The 14,578-nt window shown below is 52.3% G+C and carries 1 protein-coding gene; it reads right to left on the reverse strand.

The window, feature by feature from the left end; all coding sequences use genetic code 11:
- Nucleotides 1-11: 11 nt before the first annotated feature.
- Entirely contained in the window at nucleotides 12-14,576 is a 14,565-nt protein-coding gene (locus WDV74_RS07830; protein ID WP_338885388.1) for an amino acid adenylation domain-containing protein, read from the reverse strand.
- Nucleotides 14,577-14,578: the final 2 nt, after the last annotated feature.

The raw sequence follows: 14,578 nt of genomic DNA on the forward strand, positions 1-14,578 counted from the left end.
ATGTTTTTCTCTCACTTCTGCCATAGGCGGGTTACCCATTGCCCGACATGGGGGGCGGATAGTAGGGTCATATGATTGCCGGGCACAACCATCGTATTGAGTTCTGCCACCAGAAGACGCCATTGGGTTTCGCGACTTCTCCTTTCATCCTTATCGCCTTCCTCAGCGTTAACCAGATGGACAAGTCCCTTATAACGGGCGCGAGGAATATAACGGGTGTTCAGGTTAGCTTGCATAACGCGAATAATCCCTTGCAACAGCGATATTGGTGTTTTGGCCGGGAACAGGCCGGCCTTAACCAACGCACTGTGCAGATATTGAATTTGTTCATCCGCGGCCAGGTTAGCAAAATCTTGCCGGGCGAGCGGAAGCGGCTGATTTAATATCATATTATAGATATCGATTAACTCCATGATTGTCTCAATACGGTTGACTGACTTGAGAGCTTTTCCTTGCTGGTCAGGTTCATCGGTATCAATAAGAATCAGAGTGGATACCTGTTCTCCTTCCGCTTGCAATTGCAAGGCGATTTCAAAGGCAATCCAACCGCCAAAAGAGTGGCCTAGCAGGTGATAGGGACCATAAGGTTGGAGTTGTCGGATTTTCTGGATATAAGCACGGGCTGCGCCTTCGACACTGCGGTAAGGGGAATGATGTTCAATCGTGAACCCACGCGCCTGTAAAGCGTATACCGGAAGTTGTGCTGGGAACGATAGGGCCAGTTCGAGCAGGCTGGACGGGCTGGCGCCGGCACCCGGCAGGCAAAAGAGCGGCGATACGGATGGCGTGCCCTGCTGGATCATAACCAGTGGGTCGAAGGAAGGCATATCCGGTAAATTTTCAGTGATTGAATCCACGATTTGGTTGAGCAGAGGCGAATGCATTATGGAAAAATGCGTCCCGCCGATAGGGTGGAGCACCGAATCGTGGCCGACAATGCCATGCCAGCCGCGCCAACTGTCGCCGTTAACTAACTCTTCCGCCGTATAGAGGTGGACAGGTAAGGTGGATTTTTGCGCGATGTATCCTTGACCAAGCTGTGTAATCATCTCGGCGGTATAGAAACGCAGAAGAATATCTTCGCGCGTGATACCCGCCGACAGCCATTGGCGTTCGATACAGTGATCAAGCACTTGCTCCAGATTACTGAGGCTGTGCAGCTCTGCTAACGCTTCCTCATCGCCAATCATTTTTTGAGTACGCAGTGCATTAATGATTAAGTCTATTCGCCTTGCTTCCTCGTCTACGTCTACAGAGAAGTCATCACTGTCTTTATGGGTATGATAATAGGAATCGATCATACCAAGAAACGCGACTGTCTCACCGTCACGGGTTAATTGTTGGGCTATTTCATAGGCAATCAACCCGCCAATCGACCAACCCATCAGACGATAAGGTCCCTGGGGTTGGAGGCGGCGAATGGCCTGAATATGGCAGGCGGCAAGTGCTTCAATCGATATTGGAGGGTGTGCCAATGTATGGATGCCAAGCGCCTGTAAAGCATAGACGGGAAGCTCAGGGGGGAGTAAGGCAGCCAGGGGAGAATACACCAGGGGATCGCCGGAAGTTTCGTGCACTAAGAATAAAGGGAGCAAGGAACCTGCCGGGCTGAGTGGGACAGGGTTTGCATCAAATGGGGATACAGGCATGACGAAGTGCTCCTTAGTAGCCAGGGCCAGATCACATAAGGTTGGATGGGCGAACAGGGTAGCCAGTGAGACCTGCATATTTTGTTCACGCATACGATTCAACAACTGTATAGCGAGCAGCGAGTGCCCGCCAAGCTCAAAGAAATGATTGTGACGACTGATTTTTTCCAGTCCTAACAAATCCTGCCAGATTTGGGCCAGAGCGGTTTCTGTCTTGCCGATAGGCGATTCATAGCCACGCACTGCGAAAGCGGACTGATCGGGAACAGGTAACGCCTGTCGGTCGAGTTTGCCGTTAGGGGTTAGCGGAAAAGTCGTTAACGAGACAAAGGCGCTGGGCAGCATATAGTCGGCAAGATATTGGGCAAGTTTCTGGCGCAGTGTGGTTGGCAGCAACTCAATTCCTTCCTGCGGCCGTAAATAGGCGACCAGCCGTTTTTGACCGGGCGTATCTTCACGAACAATCACCACCGCTTCGCGTACCCCGTCACATTGGCTGAGTCTGGCTTCGATTTCTTCCAGTTCAATGCGGAAGCCACGCAGCTTGATCTGAAAATCAGTGCGGCCGAGGTATTCAATATTGCCATCGGGCAGCCAGCGGCCGAGATCGCCGGTTTTGTACATGCGGGCGTTTGGCTCTGAAGAGAACGGATTAGTGAGAAAACGTTCGGCCGTCAGTTCAGGGCGATCCAAATAACCGCGAGCCACACCAGCGCCCGCGATATGGATTTCACCAGTAACACCGATGGGAACGGGTTGACTATGTGCATCCAGGATATAAATCTGGGTATTGGCAATCGGGCGGCCGATAGGAATAGAACGAGTTGCATCAATAAGAGCAGTCATTTCGTAGGTTGCAGCAAACGTCGTGGTTTCCGTTGGGCCATAGCCATTAATGAGATGTGCAGGTTGGGATTTAGCCAATTGCACCTGCTGTATCTTCCTGGGATCGAGCACATCGCCGCCAATAAGCAGGTAGCGCAATTGCCCTAACAGGGGCTTGAGGCTATCGGAATAGGCGTTGAACAAGCCCACCGTTAACCAAAGGGCGGTAACGTGCCCCTTAATTAGGGTAGCGCAGAAATGAGCCGGCTCGAGTAGCACAGATTGTGGAACGATGTACAGACATCCTCCATTGAGCAGGGCAGACCAGATTTCCCAAGTTGAGGCGTCAAAAGCGATATTGGCACAATGAGCGACACAGTCGTGCGCACCGATATCTGCGTAAGCATTATTAATCACCAGCCGATTGATACTGCGGTGCTCGACCATCACCCCTTTCGGCTGGCCGGTTGAGCCAGAAGTGTAGATCACATAGGCCAGATGGCGTGACGTGAGACCCAGTGTATGTGCTTGCGGGTTGTGGGTCGGTTGCGTTGCCAAACATGGATCTGGTGCATCAAGCAATACTTTGGGTATGGTGTTGTCCAGTCGGTTAACCTGTGTTGTTTGCGTTAGCAAGGCCACGGGTCTTGCATCCTCAAGCATATAGATCAGCCGTTCAGTCGGATAGTTTGGATCGATAGGGACGTAAGCCCCGCCAGCTTTAAGGATACCCAGTAAGCCGACGATTGTGTCTAAACTGCGTTCAGCACAAATCGCTACCCGATCATCCGGGCGCACACCCAGCGTGATCAAATAATGGGCTAGGCGATTGGCGCGGCGGTTGAGTTCACCATAGCTCAGTGTCTGGCCTTCATAGACAATAGCAAGAGTATCAGGATGCTGTTCTGCATGAGTTTCAAACAGTTGGTGGATCAGGGCATCTTGCGGAAAATCCGTTTGAGTGGCGTTGAAATTTATCAATAGCTGTTGCTGTTCTGATTCCGGCAGCATCGGCAAGGCAGCAATGCGTTGTGTTTCATCTGCCACTATCGCCATCAGTATATTGGTTAAGTAACTGACCATACGCTCAACAGTTGCAGCATCGAACAGCGCGGTAGCATAGGACAAGGCGCCGGTTAAACCTGCTTCAGTTTCTGCCAGTGATAATGTCAAATCAAAATGAGTGGTGTGATACGTCTGTTCAAATGGTGTGAGCTGTAGTTCAGGCAAGATGAGAGTTTGGGCTGGCGTGTTATTTAAGGCCAGCATCACCTGGAAGAGCGGGCTGTGGCCCAGGCTACGTTCAGGTTGAAGGGCTTCTACCACCTGCTCGAAAGGCAGATCCTGATGGGCGTAGGCGGCCAGCGCCCGTTCGCGAACTTGTGCAAGCAGATCAGCCACACTGAGTTCATCATTGAATGTAACGCGCAAGGCTAGCGTATTGACGAAGAACCCTATCAACCCTTCAAGCTCATGATGCGGGCGGTTAGCGACTGGAGTACCAATAACGATATCATCTTGTCCACTGAGTCGGGCCAGCACGATACTCCAGGCACTCAATAGGGTCATAAACAGCGTGGTGTTATGGCGCTGTCCAAGCTCCTTTAGTGACGTCAATAAGGTGGTATCAAGCTGGAAAGAGATTTGGTCACCGATATAAGTTTGTATGGCTGGGCGTGGCCGATCGGTGGGTAACGTCAGTAAGGCCGGTGCGCCTTCAAGCTGAGTACACCAGAAATCACGTTGTGCAGCGAGGGTGGTTGCTTTTAACTGTCCATGTTGCCAGACCGCATAATCAGCATATTGAATGGATAGTGGTGGTAAAGGATCTTCATTGCCATCAAGTGCCGCACAGTAGAAAATCCCCAATTCTCGTACCAGCACGCCAATAGACCAACCGTCGGTAATAATATGGTGTTGTGTGAGTAGCAGCACGTGTTCCTTATCCGCCAGTTGCAGCAGTTGACCGCGGATCAGGGGGCCTTGAGCAAAATCGAAAGGCGTTTGGGCTTCAAGGGTCGCGAGTTCAGTTACCCGCTTGATATGCAAAGCGGGATCGAGTTGACGCAAGTCCTGACAGGACAGGGCAAAACCGATATCCGCCGGGGCGATTTGCTGGCTGGGTTGGCCTGCAATCAGCACAAAGCGGGTGCGCAGACTTTCATGCCGAGCCACCAGACGATCAAACGCCGTCATCAGGGCATGGCGATTGAGTGAACCGGACAAGCGTAGCGCCGCAGGGAGATGGTAGGCTTGACTCGCTGCCGGATCGAGCTGACCGAGGAACCATAACCGCTGTTGGGCAAAGGATAAAGGCAAGGGCTGGCTGCGATCAGCTGGGGAGATCACGGCTTGTGTGAGCGTGGCCGTTTCCGTTAGCGTCTGGGCCTGCGCCAGCAGGACGGGTTGAGCAAACAGGGTTTGTAACGGTAATTCCCGTGCCAGTCGCTGACGGATACGGGCGACAAGCTGGACGGCAAGCAGAGAATGCCCGCCCAGCTCAAAGAAATGATCATGGCGGCCAACCCGTTCCAGCCCCAGCAAGTCCTGCCAGATTTTAGCCAGTGCGGTTTCTGTGTCACCGACAGGCGCTTCATAGCGGCGCGTTGCCACGGCTGACGCATCCGGTGCAGGCAGGGCTTGACGGTTAAGTTTGCCATTGGGCGTGAGTGGGAAAGTTTCCAGTATCACAAAAGCACTGGGTAACATATAGTCGGCCAGGTGTCGGGCGAGTTGCTGACGCAGTTCAGCCGGCTTCAGTTTAGCGCCCGCCAGCGGCCGCAGATAAGCCACCAGCCGTTTCTCGCCAGGCTCATCTTCGCGGGCAATCACAACGGCTTCGCGCACCCCGTGACACTGCATCAGCTGTGTTTCGATTTCCCCCAGTTCAATACGGAATCCCCGTAGTTTGACCTGAAAATCATTGCGGCCAAGATATTCGATATTGCCATCAGGCCGCCAACGGCCGAGGTCGCCGGTTTTGTACATGCGGTCATTGGGATTTGGGGAAAACGGGTCAACAAGGAAACGCTCAGCGGTCAGTTCCGGCCGGTTTCGATATCCACGGGCCACCCCAGCGCCGGCGATATAGATTTCTCCGGTCACGCCCAAAGGTACGGGCTGGCCGCTGCCATCAAGGATATAAATACGGTTGTTGGCAATCGGGCGACCGATGGGGGGCAGTGTTGGCCATTGCGCTATCGCCTTATCCAATGAATATGCCGTGACAACGTGGCTTTCTGTCGGGCCATAGTGATTATGTAACCGGCAATCAGCCCGTTGCAGGAAACGCGCAATGGCCGGTGTAATACGCAATTGCTCGCCGGCGGTGATGATATGCGCCAGGCAGGAAAAATCCTCTTCACTGTCACTGGCGGCTTCAGCCAGATGCTGGAGCGCAATATAGGGCAGAAAAACGCGGTCAATCTGTTGTTGCTGAATCAGCCGGAGGAGCTGTTGCGGCGCCCGCCGTTGGGTTTCATTAACCAGAACCAGACAGCCGCCTTCACTCAGGGTGGTAAAGATTTCCTGAAAAGCGACATCAAATCCCAGCGCGGCAAATTGCAGGGTTTTGCCCGTGCCGGCGGGGTGTGAGTGCCATTGCAGTAAGTTTGACAAAGCGGCCAGCGGCATTTCTACGCCCTTGGGTAATCCGGTGGAGCCAGACGTGTAGATCACATAGGCCAGATGGTGGGGTGTCAGCCCCATATTCTGCGTGTCAGGATTGTCAGTCGGTTGTTCTGCGAGAGACATTGCCGGCGCATCAAGCAGCAGGGTGAGATAACCGGTGTCTGTACTGTCCAGGGTGTTAGCTAACGTGCCCTGGGTCAGCAGAACCACGGGCGCCGCATCGTTGAGCATATAGGTTAGCCGTTCAGTCGGGTAGGCCGGATCGAGCGGGACATAGGCGCCGCCAGCCTTAAGGATAGCCAGTAAGCCGACCACCATATCCAGACTGCGCTCGACACAAATCGCCACGCGCTTGTCTGGACGGACGCCCCGCGCAATCAAATAATGGGCCAACTGATTAGCGCGCCGGTTCAGTTCGCCATAACTCATCGTTTGTTCTTCAAATACCACAGCGGGCGCATTGGGTTGTTGCGCGGCCAGTGCTTCAAACGGGGGATGGATTAAGGTCTCTGGCGAGAAATCCATCTGTGTGGCATTGAAATCTGCCAGCAATTGTTGTTCCGATTTTGGCATTATCGGCAGAGTGGCAATGCATTGTGTTTCATCAGTAACCATGGCCGCCAATATATTTTTCAGGTAATCAACCATCCGCTCAACCGTGGTTGAATCGAATAAATCAGCAGCATAGGTTATAGCGCCGGCTAAACCTGATTCGGTTTCAGTAAGTGATAATGTGATGTCAAAATAGGCACCATGGTGAGCCTGCTCAATTGAGGTGAGCTGCAAATCAGGTAATACCAGATTCTGGGCGGGTGTGTTATTCAAGGTCAGCATTACCTGAAAAATGGGACTGTAGCTTAAGTTACGTTCAGGCTGGAGTGCCTCCACCATCTGTTCGAAAGGCAGATCCTGATGAGCATAGGCGGCAAGTGCTCGTTCGCGAACTTGTGCGAGCAGCTCCGTGACATTGAGGCCAGCATTAAATGTGACACGTAAGGCTAGCGTATTGACAAAGAAACCTATCACGCCTTCAAGTTCATGGTGTGGGCGATTGGCGACTGGAGTGCCGATAACGATATCGTTCTGACCACTGAGTCGAGCCAATACGATACTCCAGGCACTCAATAGGGTCATAAACAAGGTGCAGTTATGGCGTTGTCCAAGTTCTTTAAGTGATACCAATAACGCGGCATCAAACTGGAAAGAGATCTGGTCACCCGCATAGGTTTGTATGGCTGGGCGCGGCCGATCGGTGGGTAGCGTCAGTAAGGCTGGCGCGTCTTTAAGCTGGGTACACCAGAAATCACGTTGTGTTTCCAGAGGCGTTTCTTTTAGCTGAGCATGTTGCCAAACCGCATAATCCGCATACTGGATGGGGAGGGGTGGTAACGGATTTTCTTCGCTCTCAAGCTCTGCACGGTAGAAAACACCCAGTTCTCGTACCAGCACACCAAGCGACCAGCCGTCAGTGATAATATGATGCAGGGTCAGCAGCAAGATATGCTCTTCGTCTGCCAGTTGCAGCAGTTGACCACGAATAAGTGGCCCTTGGACGAAATCAAAAGGTGTTTGGGATTCGCGCTCGATAAGCTCGGTAACACGGCGGGTATGCAAGGCCGGATCAAGCTGGCACAGGTTGTGGCAGGACAGGGTAAAACCGAGGTCAGCAGGTTCAATGTGTTGGTAGGGTTGTCCTTCAATCAATATAAAGCGAGTGCGCAGGCTTTCATGGCGGGCAACCAGACGGTCAAGGGCAATCACTAACGCATGACGATCCAGTGAACCGCTCAGGCGTAGTGCCGCAGGCAAATGGTAGGCCTGGCTCGCCGCCGGATCGAGCTGACCGAGGAACCATAAACGTTGTTGAGCAAAGGAGAGAGGCAGTGGCTGGCTGCGATCCGCAATGGGAATAACGGTATGAGTCGTTGTAGCCATGTTAGTTAACGTATGCGCTAATGTCATTAGAATCGGTTGGTCAAAGAGCGTCTGTAACGGTAACTCCCGTGCCAGCACCTGACGGATACGCGCAACAAGTTGGACGGCAAGCAGAGAGTGTCCACCCAGCTCAAAGAAATGATCATGACGGCCAACCTGTTCCAGCCCCAGTAAGTCTCGCCAGATTTGTGCCAACGCAGTTTCTATTTCACCGACGGGGGGTTCATAGCTGCGCGTCACGACGGCAGCAGCATCCGGTACAGGGAGCGCCTGCCGGTTGAGTTTGCCGTTAGGCGTTAATGGAAAAGTCGCTAACGTGACGAAAGCACTCGGCAGCATATAGTCGGCAAGGTGGTGAGCGAGTTGCTGACGCAATTCAGCAGGCAGCAGTTCAGCACCATCCTGTGGACGCAGATAGGCAACCAACTGTTTTTGCCCTGCTTCATCTTCGCGGGTGATCACAACCGCTTCGCGCACCCCATCACACTGCATCAGTTGTGCCTCGATTTCGCCCAATTCAATGCGAAAGCCCCGCAGCTTGACCTGAAAATCATTGCGGCCGAGGTATTCGATATTACCATCGGGCAGCCAGCGGCCGAGGTCACCGGTTTTATACATACGTGCGTCTGGCTCTGAAGAGAATGGATCGGCAAGAAAACGTTCGGTAGTCAGTTCCGGTTGGTTGAGATAACCGCGGGCCAGGCCGACGCCCGCGATATAGATTTCCCCTGTGACACCAAGGGGGACGAGTTGTCCGTGAGGATCCAGAATATAACTTTGGCTATTGGCGATGGGGCGGCCAATAACGGAAACTTCCGGTATACCTGCCTGAGCAGAATATTCATACCAGGTGGCATCACCATTGATTTCAGATGAACCATAAAAATTCAGGAGACGGAGCCAGGGGTAATCTGTCACTACCTGTCGGGCTAACTCAGGTGCAAGCCGTTCTCCGCTGCAAATCAACGTCCTGACTGATTTGAGATGAATTCGATTATCATGATCCTGTATCAAAAGTTTCAATAGTGAAGGTACAACGACCAGATAGTTAACATTAAAACGCTGCAAACCTGCACTGAACTGGATGGGATCTTTCACTTCATGGTTATTGAAAACCACCAGTTTGCCCCCTGCCAACAGTACACCCAACGTTTCAGTGATTGAATCAACAAAGCTGATACTGGTTTTCAGCGCCCCGATTAATGGCGGAATTGCGATGTCTCGGACGAACCACAAGAGCCGATTGCATAGGGCTAGATGACTACTCATGACTCCTTTGGGCAGGCCAGTGGAGCCAGAAGTATAAACAACATAGGCCAGATGATGGGGAGTCAGGCCAGATATTTCTGGGTTGTGATCTGGCTGCATTTCCATGCTGTCATCTTGGATATCAAGCAAGAGGAGAGGAATAGCATCGGTTGACTTAGTACCTGTAAAAATATCAAGCCAGGCTAGTTGGGTCAGTATCGCTACCGGTGCTGAATTCTCAAGCATATAAGCCAGCCGTTCGGCTGGATAAGCCGGATCAAGCGGCACATAAGCCCCTCCCGCTTTCAGGATAGCCAGTAAACCAACCACCATCTCTGGGCTGCGTTCGACACACATGGCGACACGATCGTCTGGGCGTACACCCAACATGATTAAATGATGCGCCAGACGGTTGGCACGGCGATTCAGCTCACCATAGCTGAGTGACTGCTCACCGTATACTACGGCGATATCAGCGGGGTGTTGTACTGCTTCGATTTCAAACAGTTGGTGGATCAGGACATCCTGCGGAAAATCGGCTTGTGTGGCATTGAAGTCTGTCAGCAGTTGTCGTTGCTCCAGAGCAGGCAGGATCGGCACGTGCAGAATGGGTTGCTGCGGATTATGGATAAGTGCATCAATAAGACCGCTGATAGCCGTGACCAGATAATGAGTTATACGTGCCGGGTCAATACTCGTCACAGTTTGGGCAGTTAAGTGGAAACCAACGCCCATATCATCTACCGATAGCGTGATTGGATAGTTGGTTCGCTCTTCCGCCGCCAGGATGCGGATACCCGCCCAGACCGAACTGGCGGTTTCCATCTCACCAGATTGACTATGACGATAATTCAATAACGCACTGAACAGCGGCATCGGTTGGGGCACGCCACTGCATCGTTGTGCCAGCGATAACGGTGCCTGTTCATGTTCTAATAACCGAGTCAGATTGTGGTAGGTAGCCTGTACCACTTCTTGCACGCTAAATCCGGTCAGCGTAATCCGTATCGGCAGCGTGTTGATAAACATGCCTAATATTCGGTTGGCTCCTGTGATCCCTTGTAAACGTCCCAATAATACCGAGCCAAAGACCACATCGTGGTGACCACTGGTTTGAGCCAACACTTGCGCCCACGCGACATGAAACAGGACGCCAGGACTGATGCCTAAACGGCGAGCCTGAGAACGAATCGCCTTTGCCAGAGTGGGATCAAGCGACAGGCTGTGTTCGTTGAGAGTCCGATTATCGCTTGCTACGCTGAGTACCCCGTAAGGCGCGGTTGGCTCAGTAATATCAGCCAGTTGGTCACGGAAATAGGCTTCATGCTCTGCTACTGGCACACTTAATGTCCGGGCAATAAAGTTGCGATAAGGCAGAGCAGTAGGCAGCATGGCGGCATTTCCCTGCAACACGTGGGCAATCTCAGCGAAAATCAGCTCCAGTGTCATATGGTCACTGACCAGATGATGAAAACGCAAAGATAACAACCATTCGTCGTGTACGGGATCTTGGGCGATATCTGCGGCAAACAGCGGCGCACGGCTTAAATCGAGGCGATACTGGCGTGGATCTGTGTAGTTACGTAATTGTGATGGCATTGGTTGGGATAAAACGTCGTCTTCCGTGGACGGGGTGAAGACATTGATATGCAGCGATGCCTGACGCCAAACCACCTGAACGGGCTGGGCCAGATCTTGCCAATAGGCGGCAGTTCGCAGAATGTCATGGCGATCGATAATGTGTTGCAGCGCGGCTAAAAAGGCATCAAGCCGTTCGCGGGTATCGAAAGCGAGCAGGCTTTGCAGCAGATAATCATCACCTTGTGTCTGTAATAAGTGCTGGAAAAGAATGCCTTCCTGTAACGGCGCCAGTGGATAGATATCCTGCACATTGGCGGCCCCTCCTGACACAGTCGCGACAATGGCATCAATCTCGTCCTGGGACAACGAAACCAGTGGCAGCATATCTGGCGTAATGGAAGTACAGCCTTCGGGGATAAGCTGGGGTGGCGTTTCAAAAGCGCAGGGATTGTCTTGAGATGTCAGAATGGTTTGCGCCAGCTCACTTAAGATTGGGGTCGCAAACACACTGCGCACGTCAAGTCGCCAACCAAGGTTATGCAGTTGTTCAATCAGGTTGACGATCAGCAATGAGTGTCCGCCGAGTTCAAAGAAATGGTCATGACGACCGACTTGTTCCAGTCCCAGCAAATCTTGCCAGATCCGGGCTAAAGCGGTTTCTACCTCTCCGACCGGCGTTGCATAGCCGCGAGTGATCACCGCAGATGTATCGGGGACAGGCAGGGCCTGCCGGTCGAGCTTGCCATTAGCATTCAGCGGGAAGGTGTCCAATGTCACAAAAGCGCTGGGTAACATATAGTCGGCCAGGTGTTGGGCGAGTTGCTGGCGTAATTCGGCCGGTATCAGTTCGGCACCCGCCAGTGGCCGCAGATAAGCCACCAGCCGTTTCTGCCCTGGCTCATCTTCACGGGCAATAACCACCGCTTCACGTACACCGTGACATTGCATCAGTTGTGCCTCGATTTCCCCTAATTCAATGCGGAATCCACGCAACTTGACCTGAAAATCATTGCGGCCGAGGTATTCGATATTGCCATCGGGCAGCCAACGGCCGAGGTCACCGGTTTTGTACATACGGGCGTTCGGTTCTGAAGCGAAGGGATCGCTTAAGAAGCGCTCGGCAGTGAGTTCAGGCCGATTCAGGTAACCGCGGGCCACACCGGCACCGGCGATATAAATTTCGCCGGTAACCCCAAGGGGAACAAGTTGTCTGGCCGCGTCAAGGATATAGATGCGGGTATTGGCGATGGGGCGACCAATATGAGAAACAACATTTGTCATCCGATTCATGCGGATCCAGGTCGAATACGTTGTCGTCTCCGAAGGGCCATAGAGATTACAGATATCCTCTACACCAGAATAGGCAAACAGATGTTCGACAATATGGGGTTTCAGCGCTTCACCCGCCAGATTAATGGCTTTAACGGTGGGGGGAATGGCATTTGTCTCGCTCAAATGCGCGATGGCCGACGGCACCGTATTAATCAGACTGATCGCCTGTTCTGTAGCGGAAGATTTGGCAGCGATTAACGACAGGGTATCAGCAACAATATGAACCGTACCGCCAGAAATCAGTGGCGCAAAACATTCGTACACGGACAAATCAAAATTAAACGAAGTCGCAAACAGAGTATGAGCCAATACTTCGGGGCGAAAAGTCCGTTGAACCCAGGTCAGGAAATTCACGGTATTGCGATGCGCAATGGCAACCCCTTTGGGTGATCCAGTCGAACCTGATGTGTAGATCACATAAGCCAAATGATTTGATGTTAAACCCAATGTTTGGGCGTCGGGATTGGCTATCGATTGACTTAAGCGGTCTTGATTGTCATTGCTGAGTAGATTGTCGATAAAGACCGTAGGGGCAGCGCTGGCCAATCTGTCGGTGAATTTTTTCTGCGTGATGACTACGACGGGAGTCGCATCCTCAAGCATATAGGCCAATCGGCTGGTTGGGTAAGCGGGATCGAGCGGGACATAAGCGCCCCCCGCTTTAAGAATAGCCAGTAACCCCACCACCATTTCTAAACTGCGTTCGACACAGATAGCGACTCGATCATCTGGATTTACCCCTAATGTAATCAAATGATAAGCCAGATGATTGGCATAGTGGTTCAATTCCCCATAGCTAAGAGACTGATCGCCACATACGACCGCGGTTGCATTGGGCGTTTGTGCAGTTTGCATTTCGACCAGTTGATGGATCAGGGCTTCCTGGGGGAAATCGGCTTGAGTGGCGTTGAATTCCACCAACAATTGGTGCCGCTCCGAGGCTGACAATATTGGCAGGCTGGCAATAGTCTGTTCGGTTTCGCTTGTCATTGCCACCAGTACCCGTTTCAAATAGCCGACCATCCGTTCTATCGTCGAGGAATCAAACAGATCAACGGCATATTCCAGCTCACCGAACAAACCAGATTCGGTTTCGGTCAGCGATAAGGTCATATCGAAGTGGGTACTGTGGCGTGCTTGTTCAATTTGGCTGAGTTGCAAGCCAGGTAACGTCAGGGTCTTGGCGGGCGTATTGTTTAGAGCCAACATCACCTGAAAGATTGGGCTGTAGCTTAGGCTACGATCAGGCTGGAGTGCTTCCACGACCTGTTCAAATGGCAGATCCTGATGGGCGTAGGCGGCAAGTGCCCGTTCCCGCACCTGGTCAAGCAGATCCGTTACATTAAGGTCATCATTGAGAGTGACACGTAAGGCCAGCGTATTGACAAAGAAACCAACCAGCCCTTCAAGCTCACGGTGTGGGCGGTTAGCGACTGGCGTGCCGATGACGATATCATCCTGTCCACTGAGTCGGGCGAGTACAATACTCCAGGCTGCCAGTATAGTCATAAATAGAGTTGTGTGATGCCGTTGTCCAAATGACTTAAGTGATGCCAGCAAGGTCGCATCAAACTGAACAGGCACCTGTTTACCTGCATAAGTGGGTACGGAAGGACGTGGCCGATCGGTGGGTAATGTCAGCAAGGCTGGGGCGCCCTTAAGTTGCGTACACCAAAAATCGCGTTGTTTAGCAAGGGCAGTGCTTTGTAACCACTCACGTTGCCAGACGGCGTAGTCAACATACTGAATGGGGAGTGGCGGCAGCGGATCATCCTGGTTGTCAAGAGCCGCACGATAGAGTGCGCCTAGTTCGTGCACCAGTATTCCGATAGACCAGCCGTCAGAGATGATGTGATGCTGGGTCAGCAATAACACATGTTCTTCATCCGTGAGTTGTAGCAATTGGCCGCGGATCAGCGGGCCTTGGGTTAGGTCAAAAGGTGCCTGTGTTGCAAGGGCGGTCAGTTCGGCGAGACGGCTAGCCTGCGTTTTGGTGTCTAATCGACGTAGATCATGGCAGGACAGGGCAAAACCGCTGTCAGCCGGATCGATATGCTGACAAGGTTGTCCTTCGTTCAGAACAAAGCGGGTACGCAGACTTTCATGACGGGCAACCAGATGATTGAGTGCGTTAGTCAGGGAGTCACGGTTAAGTTGACCTGTCAGGCGCAGCGCTATTGGAAGATGATAGGCCAGACTGGCGGCAGGATCGAGTTGGTTAAGGAACCACAACCGCTGTTGGGCGAAGGACAATGGCAGAGGACGCGCACGGACGGCTTGTTTGATGGGTGGCCGCTTCTGATGATGCTTGTTATGTTGTAATTGTTCTTTAATTTTCTTTTGTAAAACAGCACGTTTCAGATTCTCGCGGTTCATGT

The organism is Xenorhabdus sp. TH1 (genome assembly GCF_037260955.1).
Taxonomy (GTDB): domain Bacteria; phylum Pseudomonadota; class Gammaproteobacteria; order Enterobacterales; family Enterobacteriaceae; genus Xenorhabdus; species Xenorhabdus griffiniae.

Bases quoted from the DNA above. Each gene is read 5' to 3' on its own strand.
- WDV74_RS07830 (WP_338885388.1), bottom strand. From the start codon at position 14,576: ATGAACCGCGAGAATCTGAAACGTGCTGTTTTACAAAAGAAAATTAAA.